17 protein-coding genes and 3 pseudogenes are annotated in these 18,494 nt (G+C 57.9%); 7 read left to right on the top strand and 13 right to left on the bottom strand.

Features of this window, described 5'->3' with window-relative positions; translation table 11 throughout:
- Positions 1-14: 14 nt before the first annotated feature.
- From ASD03_RS34915 to ASD03_RS40955, 3 genes and pseudogenes are all read left to right on the top strand, one after another.
- Positions 15-2,051 carry an NADH:flavin oxidoreductase gene (locus tag ASD03_RS34915; RefSeq protein WP_057218621.1) on the top strand — a complete coding sequence of 679 codons (2,037 nt, stop codon included), beginning with the start codon at positions 15-17 and terminating at the stop codon, positions 2,049-2,051.
- Positions 2,052-2,053: 2 nt separating this feature from the next.
- Entirely contained in the window at positions 2,054-2,659 is a 606-nt protein-coding gene (locus ASD03_RS34910; RefSeq protein WP_057218620.1) for a dimethylsulfonioproprionate lyase family protein, read from the top strand.
- Between the two features lie 34 nt (positions 2,660-2,693).
- Positions 2,694-2,907, top strand: a pseudogene (locus ASD03_RS40955) (hypothetical protein); the annotation flags it as partial.
- 45 nt (positions 2,908-2,952) lie between these two features.
- On the opposite strand, the gene ASD03_RS34905 reads toward ASD03_RS40955, so the two are convergent.
- Both ASD03_RS34905 and ASD03_RS34900 read right to left on the bottom strand, forming a co-directional pair.
- Entirely contained in the window at positions 2,953-4,038 is a 1,086-nt protein-coding gene (locus tag ASD03_RS34905) for a hybrid-cluster NAD(P)-dependent oxidoreductase (protein ID WP_057209245.1), read from the bottom strand.
- On the bottom strand, positions 4,028-5,281 hold the full coding sequence (locus ASD03_RS34900) for an SRPBCC family protein (protein ID WP_057209247.1): 1,254 nt from the start codon (positions 5,279-5,281) through the stop codon (positions 4,028-4,030). Before ASD03_RS34900 ends, ASD03_RS34905 begins: the two co-directional genes overlap by 11 nt.
- A 121-nt stretch (positions 5,282-5,402) precedes the next feature.
- Here ASD03_RS34900 and ASD03_RS34895 point away from each other — a divergent pair, with 121 nt between their 5' ends.
- Entirely contained in the window at positions 5,403-6,314 is a 912-nt protein-coding gene (locus ASD03_RS34895; protein WP_057209249.1) for a LysR substrate-binding domain-containing protein, read from the top strand.
- A gap of 696 nt (positions 6,315-7,010) precedes the next feature.
- Here the strand turns inward: ASD03_RS34895 and ASD03_RS39570 are convergent.
- Complete coding sequence (locus tag ASD03_RS39570; RefSeq protein ID WP_156408129.1) at positions 7,011-7,211, bottom strand: hypothetical protein; 201 nt, start codon at positions 7,209-7,211, stop codon at positions 7,011-7,013.
- 296 nt (positions 7,212-7,507) lie between these two features.
- Here ASD03_RS39570 and ASD03_RS34880 point away from each other — a divergent pair, with 296 nt between their 5' ends.
- Positions 7,508-7,759: a hypothetical protein gene (locus tag ASD03_RS34880; protein ID WP_063997132.1), complete on the top strand. Its 252-nt coding sequence runs from the start codon at positions 7,508-7,510 to the stop codon at positions 7,757-7,759.
- A 290-nt stretch (positions 7,760-8,049) separates the two neighbouring features.
- Here ASD03_RS34880 and ASD03_RS34875 read toward each other — a convergent pair whose 3' ends face one another.
- The 4 genes from ASD03_RS34875 to ASD03_RS34855 form a co-directional block, all read right to left on the bottom strand.
- On the bottom strand, positions 8,050-8,382 hold the full coding sequence (locus tag ASD03_RS34875; protein ID WP_057218615.1) for a YciI family protein: 333 nt from the start codon (positions 8,380-8,382) through the stop codon (positions 8,050-8,052).
- Between the two features lie 1,006 nt (positions 8,383-9,388).
- Positions 9,389-10,189, bottom strand: coding sequence for an ABC transporter ATP-binding protein (locus ASD03_RS34865; RefSeq protein WP_057218612.1), 801 nt, complete (start codon positions 10,187-10,189; stop codon positions 9,389-9,391).
- Positions 10,183-11,247 (bottom strand): iron ABC transporter permease, encoded by a 1,065-nt coding sequence (locus ASD03_RS34860; protein ID WP_057218611.1) that lies wholly within the window; start codon positions 11,245-11,247, stop codon positions 10,183-10,185. Before ASD03_RS34860 ends, ASD03_RS34865 begins: the two co-directional genes overlap by 7 nt.
- Before the next feature lie 3 nt (positions 11,248-11,250).
- Complete coding sequence (locus ASD03_RS34855) at positions 11,251-12,381, bottom strand: ABC transporter substrate-binding protein (RefSeq protein ID WP_057209274.1); 1,131 nt, start codon at positions 12,379-12,381, stop codon at positions 11,251-11,253.
- Positions 12,382-12,489: 108 nt separating this feature from the next.
- Here ASD03_RS34855 and ASD03_RS34850 point away from each other — a divergent pair, with 108 nt between their 5' ends.
- On the top strand, positions 12,490-13,308 hold the full coding sequence (locus ASD03_RS34850; RefSeq protein WP_057218610.1) for a class I SAM-dependent methyltransferase: 819 nt from the start codon (positions 12,490-12,492) through the stop codon (positions 13,306-13,308).
- Between the two features lie 284 nt (positions 13,309-13,592).
- On the opposite strand, the gene ASD03_RS34845 is transcribed toward ASD03_RS34850, so the two are convergent.
- Positions 13,593-13,856 carry a hypothetical protein gene (locus tag ASD03_RS34845; RefSeq protein WP_156408128.1) on the bottom strand — a complete coding sequence of 88 codons (264 nt, stop codon included), beginning with the start codon at positions 13,854-13,856 and terminating at the stop codon, positions 13,593-13,595.
- Positions 13,857-14,098: 242 nt separating this feature from the next.
- Positions 14,099-16,027 (bottom strand): ATP-binding cassette domain-containing protein, encoded by a 1,929-nt coding sequence (locus ASD03_RS34840; protein ID WP_244494731.1) that lies wholly within the window; start codon positions 16,025-16,027, stop codon positions 14,099-14,101.
- 149 nt (positions 16,028-16,176) lie between these two features.
- Here ASD03_RS34840 and ASD03_RS34835 point away from each other — a divergent pair, with 149 nt between their 5' ends.
- The gene (locus ASD03_RS34835) at positions 16,177-16,404 is read left to right on the top strand and encodes a hypothetical protein (RefSeq protein ID WP_057218606.1); all 228 of its coding nucleotides are present in this window, start codon (positions 16,177-16,179) and stop codon (positions 16,402-16,404) included.
- Between the two features lie 486 nt (positions 16,405-16,890).
- Here ASD03_RS34835 and ASD03_RS34830 read toward each other — a convergent pair.
- From ASD03_RS34830 to ASD03_RS34815, 4 genes and pseudogenes are all read right to left on the bottom strand, one after another.
- Positions 16,891-17,016, bottom strand: a pseudogene (locus tag ASD03_RS34830) (IS256 family transposase); the annotation flags it as partial.
- Positions 17,017-17,066: 50 nt separating this feature from the next.
- Entirely contained in the window at positions 17,067-17,312 is a 246-nt protein-coding gene (locus ASD03_RS34825) for a CopG family ribbon-helix-helix protein (protein ID WP_057218603.1), read from the bottom strand.
- 125 nt (positions 17,313-17,437) lie between these two features.
- Positions 17,438-17,638, bottom strand: a pseudogene (locus ASD03_RS34820) (GSU2403 family nucleotidyltransferase fold protein); the annotation flags it as partial.
- Positions 17,639-17,681: 43 nt separating this feature from the next.
- Positions 17,682-18,413, bottom strand: a complete 732-nt coding sequence (locus tag ASD03_RS34815; protein ID WP_057218601.1) for a GntR family transcriptional regulator — start codon at positions 18,411-18,413, stop codon at positions 17,682-17,684.
- Between the last annotated feature and the right edge of the window lie 81 nt (positions 18,414-18,494).

Raw genomic sequence — 18,494 nt, 5'->3', positions numbered from 1 at the left:
CCGGAGCCCCTCGCATGTCGAACGATCCCCTGCTTCAGCCGTTTCAGTTGAAGCATTTGACCCTGCGCAACCGCATCATCGTCACGTCCCACGAGCCTGCCTACCCAGAAGACGGTATGCCGAAGGGCCGCTACCGCGCCTATACGGTTGAACGGGCGAAGGGCGGTGTGGCGCTGACGATGACTGCCGGCTCAGCTGCAGTCTCGAAAGACAGCCCCCCGGTCTTCAACAATCTGCTGGCTTACAAGGACGAGATCGTGCCGTGGATTAGGCAGATGACGGACGCTGTGCACGATGAGGGCGCCGCGATCATGATCCAGCTCACTCATCTCGGCAGGCGCACCCGCTGGGACAAGGGCGACTGGCTCCCGGTCATTGCACCCTCGCACCATCGCGAAGCCTCACACCGCGCGTTTCCGAAGAAGATCGAAGACTGGGATATCGAGCGCATCATCAAGGACTTCGCTGACGCGGCCGAGCGTATGAAGGCCGGTGGTATGGATGGCGTCGAACTTGAAGCCTACGGCCATCTCATCGACCAGTTCACCTCGCCGCTCACCAACGAGCTCGATGGTCCCTATGGTGGTTCGCTCGACAATCGCTTGCGTTTCTGTTTCGACGTCTTCAAGGCAATGCGTGAAAGGGTCGGTGACGACTTCATCCTGGGCGTTCGCTATACAGCCGACGAATGTCTTCCCGGCGGGACCGGAATGAGCGAAGGCATTGAGATCTCAAAACGCCTTCGCGACAGCGGCCTTATAGACTATCTGAATGTTATTCGCGGCCATATCGATACGGATGCGGGTCTGACCGACGTCATCCCGATTCAGGGTATGGCAAATTCGCCGCATCTTGATTTCGCGGGCGAGATCCGCGCCGCGACCAATTTTCCGACGTTCCATGCAGCCAAGATTCCGGATGTGGCAACCGCGCGCCACGCAATCGCGTCGGGCAAGGTGGACATGGTCGGAATGACCCGCGCGCACATGACCGACCCGCATATCGTGCGAAAGATCATGGAAAAGCGAGAGGATGATATCCGCCCCTGTGTCGGCGCCAACTACTGTCTTGACCGCATATATCAAGGTGGCATGGCCTTCTGCATCCATAATGCTGCGACCGGCCGGGAAGAAACGATGCCGCACCGGATCCCGAAGGCGGTGGTCCGCAAGAAGGTCGTAATTGTGGGGGCGGGCCCAGCTGGCCTTGAAGCCGCTCGCGTCTCTGCGGAGCGGGGGCATGAGGTCGTCGTTTTCGAGGCCGCGAACAATCCGGGCGGCCAGATCCGGCTTACGGCCCAAAGCGAGCGCCGACGGGAAATGATCAGCATCATCGACTGGCGCATGAACCAGTGCGAAAAGCTCGGCGTCACCTTCCGGTTCAACAACTGGGCCGAGGCTGACACCGTGCATGCCGAAGCGCCCGATGTTGTCATCATCGCGACAGGCGGACTGCCGCATACGGAGGTTCTTTCGAAGGGAAACGAGCTTGTCGTTTCCTCCTGGGACATCATCTCGGGTGATGTAAAGCCGGGAACCAACGTGCTCATCTTCGACGATGCGGGCGATCATGCTGGTCTTCAGGCTGCGGAGTTCCTCGCCAGGGCCGGTGCGAAAGTCGAGATCATGACGCCGGACCGTTCCTTCGCGCCGGAAGTCATGGCGATGAACCTCGTTCCCTACATGCGCTCGCTGCAGAAACTCGATGTCACCTTTACCGTCACCTACAGGCTGGAGGCGGCAGAGAAGAGCGGCAATCAGATCATCGCGCATGTCGGCAGCGACTATGGCGGCGTGGCCAAGCAGCAGACCTTCGATCAGATCGTCGTCAATCACGGCACCATTCCGCTCGATGACCTCTATTTCGAACTGAAGCCTGGTTCGAGGAACCTCGGCGAAGTGTCCTACGACGACCTGATTTCTGGAACGCCGCAATCGGTTGAACGCAACCCGGAAGGTGCCTACCAACTCTTCCGGATCGGCGATGCGGTCGCGGCGCGTAACACGCATGCGGCCATCTACGACGCGCTGCGTCTTGCCAAGGATCTCTAACGATGGCGCGGGTCGACGCTCTGCAAGCTTTTCTGGATGCGGCTTTCGTCGCGTTCGACCAATTCGCTCAGGATTTAAGGGCGCGCCGGTCCGTCATGGAGATATTTGCCCAACTCGAAGCGCCACAACCCCAACGCTTGAACATCGGAAAGCGCCTTCCGGTGTGCAACCGACATATCGAGAGCGTTCTGGCAACGAAAACCTGGCGACCGTCACTGGATGCGCTGATTGAGCGCTTCGCGGACCTTGAGCCGATGCTCGAATGGAAGTGGCGCTCCGTCTACGATCATACGGCAAGCGAGAATTTCCTGATGAGCCACGCCAATACGATGATCGTCGGACCGGGTGGCTTGGAGGACCGAAGTGACCTATGGCTTGGAGCGACGCTGATGGCGCCGAACGTGCGTTATCCCGATCACGACCATGCCCCGGAAGAAATTTACCTGGTTCTGTCGGAGGGAGAGTTTCAGCATGGCACCTCCGAGTGGTTCTCACCCGGGGTCGGAGGCTCGTTTTACAATCCACCTGGTGTCCGGCACGCCATGCGCTCCGACGAAACGCCGTTGTTCGCCTTCTGGGCGTTGTTGCCTGATCGTCCGAGACATTGAAGTGAACGGCTCGGGTGCAACCGAGCGCAGGAGGAACATTGCCGATAACCATGCCTGCGGCTGCACCAAGTGCTGAAGCCCGATGGTGCTGTCTTCTCGGACGTCGCCGCCGCCCCGACAGACAATGTCGAGATACGAGAAAACGGCGACGAGAGCTTGGTATTGAGGCCTATGACTGCCACAACCCTGGCCTCATGGGACCCATCGCCACCTGGACGGCAAAGAAGAGTGGCGCGCTCGCGGCCTGACAAGCTAAGGCTCGAATGAACCCGTGTCCCGATGCTCGGATGATGCTAGCGATCGATGACGAGATCGCTCAGCGGCTTCGAACAGCACGGCAGAAAGAGTCCGGCATCTATCTCTCGTTGCCGGATGCCGCCATTGTGGTTGATCTCGACCGAGCCGGATACCAGTTTCGACTTGCATGTGCCGCAAACGCCATTCGAACAGGATGAGGGAAGCTTTACTCCTGCCTTTTTTGCGCAGGCGAGCACGGTCTGCTCACCTCCAACCTCGATCTTGCGAGCCTGTTTGGAAAATTCGACCTGGAATGTTCGGGTGGCGGGCTGTTCGACGTTAGGAATATCCACGTCGTCGATCACCGCTGCATCGAAGCTCTCCTCGATATAGTTGGACGCCTGAACGCCCAGTTCGGCCGTGATCGCGCGCGCCGCCGCCATGAACGGCGCAGGGCCGCAGCACATGATGATGCGTTCAGCGACGTCGGGAACCGCGAGTTGCATATATGCAGCCGATATGCGTCCCGTCAGACCGTGCCAATTGGCCTCACCGGAAACGACTTCCGGCAGAAACTGCAGTCGCAGGCCCTTCACTCGGTTGGCCAGATTGGCGAGTTCGTTGCGAAAGATGAGGTCCTTCGGGGTCCGCGCCGCGTGCATGAAGACAACATCGGCGGGTTCGCACGTGTCTGCCAACTCGCGGACCATCGCCATGACCGGGGTAATCCCTGATCCTCCGGACAGAAACAGATACTTCCGGCCGTTCGGCCGAACGAAGTGGCCGAGAGGACCGTTTGCCTTGACCTTGGCGTTGACGACGAGCTTGTCATGAAGCCAGTTCGATATCTTGCCGCCGGCGACCCGTTTGACCGTGACCGAGAACGCATTGCTGCGCTTCGGGGACGACGATATGCTGTAGCACCGGCTTTCCGGCTCGCCATCGACATCGAGGTCGAACAGGAAATATTGACCGGCTTCGAAGGCAAAACGTTTGCCCTCGGGAGACGCAAAGGTGAAGGTCTTCACGTCGTGCGTTTCCTGATGGACATCCACGCAGACCAGATCTTCATCCCTGTCGCGGCTCCACAAGTTGTCAGGCTCAAGACGACCGACCGGAGAAAAGGAGCTCTTAGTATCCATGGGCACGCATCCGGTCGATGTACCACGACGTGAACTTGTCGAGGTTGGTTTCGGAGAAGGGTGAGTAGGGGCCTGGCACATAGGCTGGATCTTCGATCCCGGCGTGCGAGCGGGCGACGAGTTCGGCGTCCTGCTCGGTCGTGGCGATCCAGACGTTGGTCAGCTTTTCGAGGTCGTAATCGATGCCTTCGACCGCATCCTTGTGCACGAGCCATTTCGTCCGCACGAGCGTTTTATCCGCTGAGAGCGGTATGACGATCGAAACGACGGCGTGGTCGCCCATGAAGTGGTTCCAGCTGTTGTGGCCCCAGAGGTGCATATCGCCGAGATCCTTGCGCAATATCGTGCCGAGCAGCGTTGCCGAGGCTGCGGTCGCGTCGGGGGTCTGGGATTCGCCAGCACCCGAAATGATGAGCCGTTGCGTTCGGAAATTAGTGGTGCAGTTCACCAATTGCTCGACCGCTGCAGATGGATACCCGTCTGCCTCCCACCGCTTGGTGCGTTCCGCATAGAGCGAGAAATGCTCCTCGGCCTGGGCGCGATCTTCCAGGCTCAAGGCGTCCGGGTCGAAGCCGAAATCGAGGTCGACAAAGGAGACGCAGAGTTCGGGATGGTTAGCGGAGCAGTGGTAGCATTCACGGTTGTTTTCGATCGTGAGCTTCCAGTTGCCCTGTTCGATGACATCGGATTCGTACGCGACCTTGGCATTGCTGATATCGTAGGGTGCAAGGCGTTCGGCCATGACGTCGATGAGGCGCTCGATATCTTCGGGCGGATTGTCCGATAGGCAGACATAGATGAGGCCGCCAACCGACTTGAATGCCACCGCCTTGAGGCTGCGGCATTCCTTGTCGAAGTTCTTGCCCATATGAGGCGCGTAGCTCAGCTCGCCCGTCAACTCATAGGTCCAGGTATGATAGGGACAGACGAGCTTCGAAACGATCGTCTTGCCCGGATCCAGCAGACGTGAGCCGCGGTGACGGCAGACGTTGTGCATGACGCGGATATCGCCGTCGTCGTCGCGAAGGACGATGAGGCTCGTCTTGCCGATATCAATAACGGTTGCATCGCCAGGCTCCGGCACATCGCATTCAAGGCCGATACAGATCCAGTGCCGGCGGAAGAACACCTCGAGATCTGCCTCGAACACGTCCTCGCGTGTGTAAAGGCCGGCTGGAAGTGAATGTCCTTCAGCCCTTGCGTCCAGGAGGGCCGATATGGGAGAAGCAAATGTCTGCAGCATAAATCCACCTTATGTTCCGATCGAAAGTCCGAGGGGCTGAAAGACAAAATCGCTCAACTATTCTGGTCGCTCAACGGCATAAATATGCGCAGGTGACATTACCAAATGTAATGGAAGACAGATGTCGAACCTGAGGAAGAAACTACCGCCGCTCACCGCCTTGACGGCATTTGAAGCGGCGGCCCGCTTGTCCAGTTTCACGCGCGCGGCGACGGAGCTCGGTGTTACTCAGGCTGCCGTAAGCCGGCAAATCCATTTGCTGGAAGAAGATTTCGGTTTTCCCTTGTTTCGGCGGCTCCACCGCAAGATCGAATTGACGGAGAAGGGCAAGCTGCTTTCAGCAGCGGCCGGCGACGCGTTCAATCTGATTGCCGACACCGTAGCCGACCTCCGATCTGAAGGCCCGGATGATGAGTTGGCCATCTCGGCGACCATTTCCTTCTCGCACTTCTGGCTTCTGCCAAGGATCGCCGCGTTTTCTCGCGCCCATCCCGAAATCAAACTTCGCATCATTACGCAGGATGCCCGAACAAGCATCGAGACAAGCGATGTAGACCTGGCGATCCGCTACGGAACCGGTACTTGGTCGGACGGTCAGGCGGAGCTATTGTTCGACGACGAAGTTTTCCCGATTTGCAGCGCAGATTATTTGCTCACGGCTGGCGAGGTCCGCACACCGCAAGATCTTGTCGGCCATCCTTTGATATCAAGCGATACGGAAGATCCTACATGGACGGGCTGGGAGGAGTGGCTAGCGGCCTTTTCCGTGAAGGCGCCGAAAAAGGCCCGAGGCCTTCGATGCAGTTTCTACATCGAGGCCATTTATGCCGCAATGAACGGGCAAGGCATTGCGCTCGGTTGGAATCGTCTAGTGGCCGACCTTATCCAGCAAACTCGCTTGGTCCGTCTTACTGATGCATCCATCCGCACCAGGGCGGCCTACTTCGTCGTCGTTCCAACAAGGAAGCCAAAAAAAGAAAGTGGGAGACTGTTCATTGAGTGGCTGCGCGAGGTTTCCGCTTCCGCGGTTTGACGATTCTTACGAGTGTGTTGGGCCTGCCGTTCCTCTCCATCTCGAAGCGGGTTCGGGGTTGGGTTCCCGATAAGACAAGCGCTTGTTGCGGACTGCCAGCCTAGCCTTAGGCACGCCATTTGGCAGGCGCACCAAAACCCGCGACAATGTGAAAAGTTCCGACATGGGACTTCAGTCTGATCGGCCCTTGGCAAAAGTCTGAGGTCGATTGTTGGGAAGCCGCGTTGCACTAAATTTCTCAATTAGCCCATGTCGCTGAAGACCCTCACAAAAAAGCCATGGGTTTGTAACGGTGCCAGAGCGGCTCTTCCGTCCCTTCGGCTGCTCTGGTGCTGTTACCTCGGTTCGAGGAGACCATGGGAGATATCAGGATGCATGAAAGACATAGCTATGGGCAGCCGGAAAAAACCGCATCAACCGGGTTGCCCATCGGTGTGATGCTTCTCTCGGTAGCAGCGATAGCCGTTTACCTGATCGTTGGAGGCGAAATTCTCAATGACAATAGCCGGGCCGTCGCCGTGTACCTTCCTAAGGTAGAGGCGAAATAGCTTTACTCAGGGCCAAGGGAGGCGCGGAATGAGCTTGTTAAAGCTAGGGCGGGCTCGCCTGGGGATGGCGCTACCGCGCCATCGTGGGTGGTTGCTCGCAACCAAGGACCGGCGCTTGGACGATCTCTTTGAATCCTACGCGCTGGCATCAACGACGCTCGACAATCTCCGGCGTGAGATGCCCCATCGAGAGGCGCTTATAGACGAATACGAGGAAGTCTGCCGGGACCTGCAGGTAGATGTAGTTACGCTGCTCGCCCTGTTGGAGGAGCGAACCTTGCAGCGAAGCTAGCAGCTTGCCGGGGAGAAGGCGTTTTAAGCGCTCAGCTCGATAGCGTTGTTGCAGCACCCGCAAGCTCCAACGTCGCTGCCGGCATTGTAAATGCGGTAGTTGCATCTAGATCCATAGAAAAATTGTCGACGAAAACAAACTCGGCGCAGTACAGCGCAGGGGCCGTTCGCGCGTCCCGTAATTCAAATAGAAGGCACGCTTGGCGCGTGAAACGCGGTGGGCACCGGACCTCTCAATGTGGGTTTGACCGTCCATGACCGGCCAGGCCTGGCTCCTGTTAACCTTTCGTTAACCATATATCCGGAACCTCCAGCCCTGGGGCTTTCCGCAATCTCTTACGGAAGGAAAACAGCATGAGGCTCGTGACACTGTCGGGAAGAATTATGGAGAACAGCCACCATACCTTGATCGTGATGAGAGATGGCAGCACCTGTCAGGCGGTCTGCGTGGTCAATGACAGCGCGATTGGCGATATTCGTTCCAAGCTTACGATGCTTGAGAGGATTGCCAGCCGCAAGCTCGATGGCGGAGAATTGGCATTCGACGGCCACATTTGGATCACCGCTTCCGATCTGCCCGAGAGGACAGATGCCGTGCCGCATTGATCATCGTTGATCGTACTTGCCCCAAAAGGCCCAACATCCAGACTAGTTGCGGCACCTGCGGAAGGGGCGGGACAAGGTTCGACTTGCGATGAAGCGTAACGGCAAGATCGTCGAAGCTGTCGAGGGGTACACGGCCGTGAGCAAACACTGTGGAACCCACACCCTGGTCAATGACAGTGATCTCGAGGTGCGGTCGGGCGAAATCCATCATCTGGCCGAGCGGTTTGCACGAAACGACCCTGCCAGTGCATCGGCGATGCTCGTGGCTGCTGAAGACGTTGCGGCTCGGATCAAGTTGCCTGTTTCAATGGCCAAACTTCAACGACGCCATGCGCAACCGCACAGGGCACGCACGAAACCTTTTTGATAGCTTCGCTCAGGTCGGCAGCTTCGATGATGGCGAAACCGGCGATCGGCAAGGCGGACGACATGAACGGTCCATCGCGAGTTTCCACGCCGTGAGCGTCTGGATTGCGAAGCTGCACCGGTTCGCCAGCGATCCCCATCACAGCGCCGTCGGACCGAAGTTTGGCGTCCTGGGCGTGCGCGGCGTCTCTGGCGGACTTGGGCGTGCGGTCGTAGTCGGCCGGATCGCCATATCCGATTGTGATGAACTTGGGCATTGTCTCGTCTCCTTTCAGTCACGAAACCACCGACGGTCCGTCCTCGAACATGATGCCCCGCAGGAACACCACTTCACGGAACGCCTCTGCGGCCATTTCAATCGGGCAAATGGATCACACCTCCGTCCCCGCAGGATCGCAAATCTGCTTGCATAATGCAACCGGAGTCTGACGCGCCGGAGCTTGTGCAGATGGCCGACGATCAGTCTTTGATCGCAAAAGGCGACGCGAAAAAAGTCAACCTTACCCGGCTTCGAATTCTCAACGTTTTCAGCCTAGTCCGCCGATCTGTTAATTTGAACGCTCAGACGGAGCTTCAACTGTATCCGTATGAGAAGCGGCCATTTGCATTCTGTGAAATCCTTCAAAGCGCTTGCCGCGTCTTGCTCGCTGCATCGCGGCAAGTCTGCAGAATGTCCTCTTTCTGCAAGCTGCGAGTGGTCCCGCAGACAAAGCACTGGAACACCTCTCTCGTCTCCATGCCCGAGATTGTGAGTCTCTCGCGCATGCCGCACCTCGGGCACTGAATTTGAAAGCTGTCGGAGCGATCCACGGCTGCCTCCCGCTTGCTTCAGAGTTGAACAATCAACTGGCTCACCGAAAGGTAATTTCAAGATGACCTACTGCCCGCCGCTGGATTGGCTCCAGCCGGTGAAGATGTATCGTATCATCGCGGATGGGAGCGTCGAAGCCTATCGACCTCTGATCCCGACAACGAGCACGCTCATTTCGCCAGGGAACTAGCAACACGGCCCACGTTGACTATGCCGCCCACACGCTGGGCCGCAATACCGGCGCGATCGGCGTTTCACTGGCCTACATGGCTGGAGCGATCGAAAGCCCGTTACCCGCAAGATCCCGATGTAATCGCGCACCCGCAGCTTTCTACGAAATCCCGGTCCGGAGGCGATCCTGTCGCATGCGGAAGTCAACCAAGCAGGCTGGTGGGTGCGATCTCACCCGGCTTCCGTTCGCCCCCAAGGTGATCGCTTAGGCCTATGCACCATCACACGCGCCGTGAAGCAAAGTCACTGCCATTTGCCAGCGGCTCGGACTTGATCGGGCCGTCGACGATCACCAATGCACGGCCCTGCGAGCAATTCTCGATGCGGGCATTGACCTGGTAGATTTCCTGCAACATCGGAGTGGTGATGACGCTTGCGGTCTTGCCGCTTGCAACCATTGTTCCATTGGCTATGACGATGGTGTTTTCGCAATAACGCAGGGCATGGTTGAGGTCGTGAAGCGCGATGAGAACGATCATGCCTTTGCGGCGAGCAAGGTTGGAAACAAAACTCAGCACGTCAACCTGGCGGTGAAGGTCAAGAGCCGAGGTAGGTTCGTCCATCAGCAGCACTTCGGGCTTGCGGATTAGCGCCTGGGCGAGGGAGACCAACTGGCGCTGTCCGCCGGAAAGTTCGCCGAGGCCGCGAAACGCAAGCGCGTCGATCCGTAGTGCCTTCAAAATGCTGTCGATTTCATCGAGCTCGTCATTGTGAACGCGCCAGCCGCTGCCTTGCTTTGCAGATAGGAGAATAGATTCATATACCGTCAAGACAGCGTTTGCGCCGGTGTCCTGCGGCATGTAGCAGATGCTTGTTTGCGCGCGCTCGGTGTCAGACAGATGGACGAGACCTGGCCCGGAAATAAGCGACGCTATGCGTTTGAAAAGTGTCGACTTGCCCGCAGCGTTCGGGCCAATCACGGCGGTCATACTGCCTTTTTCCAGAATGTCGGTACTGACGCCGGAAAGGACAGAACTGCGGCCATACATGGCGCCGACTTTATCAAGTGCGAGCGCTACCATGCGCGCCTCCGATTGCTGAAGATCAGGACGAAGAAGAACGGTACGCCGATGAGGGCGGTGATCACACCGATCGGCAAAATCGCACCAGGGATGATCATCTTACTGACGACCGATGTCGCCGAGAGCAGCAGCGCGCCGCAAATAACCGAGCCCGGCAGGAAGAAGCGCTGGTCCTCGCCGACGAGCATGCGGGCGATATGGGGTCCGACCAGGCCGACAAAGCCAATAGTGCCCACGAACGACACCGGGATGGCAGCAAGCAGGCTGACGATCATCATCGTCTGCAGGCGCAGTCGACGCACGTTCACGCCCATGCTGGCTGCCTTATCATCGCCGAGACGAAGCGCCGTCAATGCCCAGGCGTCCTTCATCAGGAACGGGACCATCGCAACCAGAATGGCCCCAGTAAAGTAAACCTTCGGCCAGGTCGCCTTGGTGAGGCTGCCCATTGTCCAGAACACCACCGCTGCAAGCGCCTGTTCAGAGGCCAGATATTCCAGCAAGGAAAGTGCGGCGTTGAACGTGAAGACAAGCGCAATGCCGAGAAGCACGATCGTTTCGACGCTGACGCCGCGCATTGTCGAGGCGAAATGGATGAAGAGGGCTGCCACCATCGCCATCAGGAAGGCATTGAGTGGAACCATGTACTGGATCGCTGCCGGAAACAGCGCGACGCCACCGACCAATGCCAACGCCGCGCCGAAACTGGCTGCAGCGGAAATCCCGAGCGTGAAAGGGCTGGCAAGCGGATTGGAAAGGATCGTCTGCATTTGGGCGCCCGCAACCGATAGGGAGGCGCCTACCGTCACTGCCATCAATGCAATCGGCATGCGGATATCCCAAACGATGACGCGCAGCTGTTGCGCGACGGCGGCCGGGTCGAGCATTGCCGACAGGACGTCCGAAAGTGGGTAATTTGCCGGCCCGAGCGCCATGTCGAGCGATATGCTGAAGCACAATGCAATGACAAGCAAGCTCAAGATGGCAATTCGGCGAAAAGCGAGGGCGCGATATAGATCGCGTCCCGTTGACTCGGTGGTCGCAGCCTCGATCGCCATGGATCATTCATCCTTGAGCGAGACGAAGTATCCCGGCTTGTAATCGAGCGGCAGGAAGCGCGCGTGCAGTTCCTTGAATGTCGCTTCGGGGTCAAGGTCGGCAAACAGTTCCGGATGCAGCCACTTGGCGATCTCCTGGATTGCAACGAACTGATACGGATTGTTATAGAACTGATGCCAGATGGCGTGGACATTGCCGTCCGCGACAGCCTTGACGCCGGTAAAGGCTGGACGCTTGGTCAGCGCTTCAAGCTTGCGATGGGCTTCCTTCAGATCGGCACCGTAGCCGACACCGACCCAGGCACCCCCTGGAACATACTTGTCCCAGTTGCCGCCGGTAATGATGATCTGGTCCGGATTGGAGGCAATCACCTGCTCCGGATTGACCGTACCGAAGGTGCCGGGGATGATGTCCTTTGCGATGTTGATGCCACCGGCGATCTCGACCATCTTGCCGAAATTCTCGTTGCCAAACGACATGCAGCAATCATCGGAATATCCACCGGCACGCTCGACGAACACCAGCGGTTTCTTCGGGTCGGCCTTCGCCAGCACGCCCGTGACCCGCTCGATGCTGTCGGCGCGGAACTTGATGAAGTCTTCGGCGATTGATTCCTTGCCCATCAGCTTGCCCATGATGCGCATGCTCGGCTCGGTGTTTTCCATCGGCTTTTCACGGAAGTCGACATAGACCAGTGGGATGCCGACCTTGCCGAGCTTTTCGATGTAACCAGCTTCTTCCGTGGCAGTCTTGGCGTCGACGTTCATGAGGATCACGTCGGGCTTAAGCGCGACGGCTTGTTCGATGTCGAAGGTCCCGTCCTTCATGCCGCCAAACGTCGGCAGCTTGGCGATTTCTGGGTATTTTGCCAGATAGGCTTCGTAGGATTCAGGGTCGGCTTTCGGCAGGTCGTCGCGCCAGCCTACAACGTGTTCGAACGGAGCTTGCCTGTCGAGCGCAGCAAGGAAATAGATCTGCCGGCCTTCGCCGAGAATCATGTTCTTGACCGGAGCTTCAACTTCGACGTCGCGTCCGGTCACGTCCTTGATGGTAATCTTGTCGGCGAAAGCCGGCCAGGTAGCGGTGGCAAGTAGACCCATTGCAAGTGCGGCTGCTTTGGCTTTAATGCGCATCGAATTTCACTCCGTGGAAACTGCGATGCCTGTATTATTTTATGACTTTAACAGTCAAGTTATATCTATTAGAACCATTTTAATCTCATGCAATCAGGATCGAGCAGGATGAACACAGGAGCGGCTGCGGGCCACAATTTTGGGCTGCGGGACGAGATTAAAACCTATTGGTCGGCGCGTGCGGCGACTTTCGATCAATCGCCCGGACATGAGATCTTTTCAGAAGAGGAACGCCGGGCCTGGCACAATTTGATCATCAGGCACCTCGCTCGAGGAGAAGGACGTCACGCATTGGATCTGGCGTGCGGCACTGGGGTCATATCGCATCTCATGGACGATTTAGGTTACAAGGTCACAGGCCTTGATTGGGCAGAGCCGATGCTGGAACGGGCCCGGGCAAAGGCGAAGACGCGTGGACGAGCGATTGAGTTTCGCATCGCCGATGCTGAAAATACCATGGAGCCGGATGAAAGCTATGATGTCGTGGTAACACGTCATCTCGTTTGGACACTCGTCAATCCGAGGCAGGCATTTGCGGAATGGTTGAGGGTCTTGAAGCCCGGCGGAACCTTGCTTGTCGTTGATGGTGACTTCGTCAACCTCAGTATGGCGGAGCGTGTCGTGAAGACAGCAGCAGAATTGCTCCAGCAGTTGGGATTGACGAAAGCGGACCAGGTCCCCGCGCCGGCGGGCATGGCCGAAATTCACAACCGCATCCTGTCGCAGGTGCATTTCTCAGAAGGCGCGCGCGCTGCGGATGTTGCTGCCCTGATCCAGAATTCCGGGTTTGCGAACGTAACCGTCGATACTGATCTGAAGGCAATCCATCGTGCCCAATCGAAGCACTTAAGTTACCTGAAAGGGCTTTCTCGCGGATTGCAACACCGATACGCGATCGTCGCCCGTAAACCATTAAGGGACCTCTAGATGTCATCTGCTCAGCACGCATCGATCGCCACCGAGCTTGAATAGATGTGGAGGGCACGGCTTCCGCATCGCGCTCCACGGCCGCGATTGCGAACCGCTCGATATAGACCGATAGTCTGTAGTCTTAGGAACGGGTCAGCGCTACGCCGCCAGTTGGGTGGTGGGCCAAGCGAATGCGCGGTTCTAACCAGCGTAGCCTATGGGACACCCGGCGGCCCGACGTGTCGTGCGCCTAACGGCGCTCATCAAACCCTACTCGCGGCGCCGTAGGCCGATCCTGTCCTTTACGGGCAGTTGGGCTTGGAAAGGCGCGGCTTCATCTCGTTGGCAAGATCATCAAGATACTCAAGCGCTTCGCCTGTTGCGATCGCCGAGTTTGTGCTGCCATCATCGCCTGAACGGCGTATGTCGCTCCTGGCTGCTTCCAATACACTTTCGATGAAGGCATGAGGATCCTGGCTGTGCGCCACTGCCCACTGAAGGAGGCGACAGATCAGCCGCTCATTGACGCGCATCGCGGTGATGGCGTGGCTGAGCATCAGGTTCATCTTATGGGCTTCGTCGGCTGTGATCCTTCGCGCCATCGCGTGGTCTTTCAACTTTGCGGGTGAAGGTCTGGCCCGCGACTTGCAAAAATCCAACTGCCTACGCCGGAATTTGTTCCGTTCGGCTAAATCCTCGTGTGAACCGAGGGCGTAACGGGGGCTTCTTCGAAGATATAAAGCTGGCGCCGGCAAAGGTATCCACCGCTGGCTGCATCAAGGTGGTAGCGAACTTCGTGCTATCGATCCTATCCCTGTGCGTCACGCCAGGCTTCTATTGGTATCCTCTCCGCAATGCCGTCGTTGATGGCGAGCACGCTATCGAAGAAGTCTGCTCCTTCTTCTGACTGGATGGAGGAGGTATCGTGCATAACGGCGACTACGATCGCCTCTGGACAATGGTCCTTGATCGATTGGTGAAACGACTGCGCCGCCTGGCCATCAAGTGCGCTCGTCGCTTCGTCAAGGAATAGCAGATCCGGCCTTAGCAGAAGAATTTTCGCAAGGACGAGTTTTTGTTTTTCACCCCCCGACAGGAGTTTGTCCCAGTTCTGCCCATCGCGTCCATCGCTCAAAAGCTCCTCCCCGAACTCTCCGAGGCCGGCGCCTTCCAAGGCCGCCACTACAGAGGCGTCGGTGTGCGCGCCAGCCCGGTCCGGCAAACAAATGAGATCCTTCAGGCAAATACTCTGAAGCTTCACGTCCTGTGCGGCATAGAGGCTCTTTCCGGTCTCTGGCGTCGTGATCGTGCCGCGGCCGTGCGCCCAGAGACCATTTACCGCCTTGATAAGCGAGGTTTTGCCACTTCCGGATTCTCCCACGACTAAAATCCATTCTCCGGGAACGAAGCGCAGCTGGTCAGCGACCAAGAATGGCTCGTCATCACCCGTGTGCAGGAGCTCAATCCGCTCGATGGTCAAACCGAGCGCAGCATCCTGGGTCTTGTATTCGAACACTGAGGGACCGCTGCGAGCATAATAATCCTGCGGCTGCTGCACCGCTTCGACCGCTTGCGCAAGTTCGGTGATTCTGCGTGCGTCGGCCCTTAACGTCGCAATATCGGGCATCGCATGGATGAACCAGGAACATTCGTTGATGAGCGCTGTCGCCAGCTCTGCGCCGGTCACATAATCCTGTAGGCTGATCGTTTTGTCGACATAGGGGATCAGTCCAGGCGCATAGGCGACGATACGCGATCCTAAGAAATTATGCACCAGCTCGAAGCCCATGTAACCGGCGGTCACGCGATTAAGGCTCGCCCAAGTGTTGTCAATCTCGCGATATCGGCGCCCGTTGATGGCTCTCTGGGCCGGTTCGCCCTTGATGACGGCAACATGAAAACTACGGTGCAACAATTGGTTCAGTTCGCCACGATAACTCCCCTCTGCGGACTGAATGCCCACGGATAGGCCTTGCATCACACTGCCGAGCTTGGCTGCGACAAATGTATTGAGTGGCACGTAGATCGCGATGGCCAGCAATGTCAGACAGGCGGTACCGTAGCTACCCAGAAACTCAATTCCCCTGACGGGGCTCGAGGTTTCGATCAGTTTTGTCCCGACAAATCCCAGCGATAGCACAACGCCGGCGATTCCCACGCCAAGGCCGATCGCGCCACCCGTCATGCCCTTTATGGCTTCCTGTACCCTCTGATCGATGTTGTCGGGCGATGAAGTGTCCTGGCCCGTCGTCGCCCCGAACCCGTTTTGCTGAAGATGAAAATGGGTATGGTTGGAATCGAGCAGTGCCTGGTTAAAGCGTGCGTCAAGCCATTGGCGCCATTTCCGATGGAGCGTGGTCGAAAAGAAGTGACGGACCGCAGTAAATCCCGCATCCCTAGTGATCGCGATCGCGGCGAGTGTCGCCGCGGTAGTCAGCAGCGACGAAGGTGTGGTGGGCACGGTTGGATGGTGGAAGTTGGCAATCCGATTGACGAGCTCGCCGGAGGTCAAAGCGAACCAGACGCTCGCTTGAGCCGACAAACCGGTGAGTAGAAGGATGAGGAACGTTAAGCCCCAGGCCTCGCGCCACCGTTCAGATAGCCAATAAGCCAGCAATAGGCCCCAGAAGCTGCGCATGGAGGAAACAGGGCTGCTCCGGCGTCGGCGTTTTCCGCGGAGGGGCCATTTGACCAGTGCTGTTGCTCGTTGTGCGTTGCTGCGCACGACCTCGCTCAAACTCATCTTGATGAATTGGGGCGCCGATCAGACTTTGTCAATTCGGTAGTCGAGAGGCCGGCCGGTTCCGCTGCTGCTGGCCGGCTTTGACGACCGACGTCGGGAACTATCGTGCTCGCGCGCTGTTGGTGCCTAAAAGGAGAATACCGATGACACGAGATATTAGAAGCTCGACATTTTACGTTTTGGAACAGCACGAACCCTCCAGCCCCACCGATGCGATTCCCGTCAGTTTTGAACAGGCTTTCGAGGAGGCCAAAAAGCTCACTGCAACCGGCCGTGCCGTTCACGTCCTTTATACCGACGACGCTACTCAGATGCAGTTGACCCGCTTTGCCGAGGCCGGCATCAGAACGAGCCTCGCTCCGCAAGGATAGGACAAACAGCGACATCACATAAACGGATCGCGGCTGAGCAGTCTCGAGCGTTGAGAGCAGATAATGCAATGTATCGAGGGTTCCGTTCTGCGAGCTAAAAGATCGCATTGTGAGAAGCGCTGAAGACGCAAGGTGAACAGGAGCCGGAACGCTGCCGTTCCAGTTCCGCACGAGGTTTACTCGGCGAAATGAGTCAGCCAGTGGCGCGTCCGCCAATTGAGCAACCCGGTCAACGGATCACCGGCCAGCACCGAGTTTGGGTAAAGCAGATCAGTCCGTTCGTCGGGGGCTAAGCCGTAAAAGCTCAGAAACCAGCCATACGTGCGTAGCGAGCTGCAAGCTCGGGTAAGCCGCCAAGGAAGCTTCGCGCTGCGGTGCATCCGCGGGGTCCAAGCCTTGTGGATGTGGTCCATAGTTCGGATCATGTCCCAAGGAGTCGTGTAGCTTCGGCGATCGCCGTGCTTTCCGGACGGAGCCGGGAATGGGTCAGCTTGCCGCAGCGGGCAGGCTGATGAGCGGATCATCGCTCATTGCGGCGATGGTCTCAAGGGTCAGGTATCTGGAGCGCTGGACAGCCCACTCGTCGTTCTGTTCGAGCAGCAATGCACCGATTTCGTCAGGCCGCTGCAACGCCCGCACGGTCCAGCGGATGCGCCTCTGCTTCATGACCGAGAAGCCGCCTTGACGTATTTGCCGATCACGCGTGCCACGTCGTCGTCACTCGCGAATTCACCTCGGTCCGCCTCGGCAATACCAGCTTCCATTTCCGCAACCTGCCACTCTTCGCGTGATACGAAATCTTCAATACCCTGTGCGGCCATGTAGGAGCGGGAACGGTCGAGTTTTTGGGCAAGTTGGTTTAGACGGTCGGCAACTTCGTCCGGGACGCGGATTGTAAATGCTGCCATGAGCGGACCTTTCAAGTTCACTTTGAATATATTTGAACCACTCTGTTCGTAAAGGTTCAAGCGATTCTTCTTGCAGAGTTTTCGTGTGCGATGATCTTAACGCTAATGACAGCCGGCGACGCCGGGTTGCCCGTCAGGAAATTGGTCCGGTTGACGAATGCGGTCACACGCGCCTTGTCGGCCTGATGGGGGACGGCCCGAAACGAGGGATCGACAGCTTCCAGGATACCCAAGATCGGAGGCAGACTGTCATCGACCTCCTGTGGATCCATAGCCAGGTCGGCATCGCCAGTCTGCATTGCCGTCGCGGGCACCCGGACGCCGACGTACGGCCCCACATCGAGTCCGGCACGCCTTCTCGGAAAGCGCCTACTTGCGCATCAGGCTAAAGGAGAAATGGCTGCCGCGATGATAGTCAATCGCGTAGTTCACCGGGATGCCGGCTGCGTTGAAGCAGGTTTCGGTGATGAGCAGGGCTGGCCCGAAATCCCTGAGGTCATGGCGCGCGACGACGTCATCGGGAAGCATGACGGAAGATACGCTTGCGGCGGACATACGCGGGCGGCTGCCGCATTCCTCGAGCAGGTCCATCAGCGATCCGCTCCAGTCGAGGTCGTAGAGCTTCGCCGGGATAATGCTGCGCGGAACGTAGTCGATACAGTAGAGGATCGGCTCGTCCTCATGCAAACGGATGCGCTCAATGCGGATCACGCGACCGGTGGGTGGGAGATGCAAGCTATCAGCGACGCGCGCGTCGGGTGTTTCCTCGGAAATCGACAGCACCTTGTTGACGGTCGTATAACCGTAATGGTGCGCCATGTCGGTGACGCTCTCGAAGACCGTGATCGGGCGATCGACCTGCACGGCCGCGAGCGCCGAAACGAAACGGCCGCGACCGTGCTCGACATAGATGACGTCGTCCTGTTCGAGCAGCTTCAGTGCTTCGCGAAGCGCCGGGCGGGAAATTTTGAAACGCTGCGTGAGCTGCGCTTCTGTGGGCAGCTTGTCCCCGGGTTTCAGTCCCTCCAACCGGATGAGATCGGCAATCCGGTCCCGAAGCTGAATGGCCAGGGTGCGCGAGTCGCGAAGGGGCTCCTGCACTTAAACGCCTCATGTCGTCGTTGATCGTTCAATCGTTCTTGTCTGACAAATCCTTGCCGGTCAAGTGTACGAAGCCCGGCT

It is taken from the genome of Ensifer sp. Root127 (assembly GCF_001425225.1).
Lineage (GTDB): Bacteria > Pseudomonadota > Alphaproteobacteria > Rhizobiales > Rhizobiaceae > Ensifer > Ensifer canadensis.
Note: the sequence above shows the minus strand (reverse complement) of the source record. Positions and strands in the feature narration are given on the sequence as shown.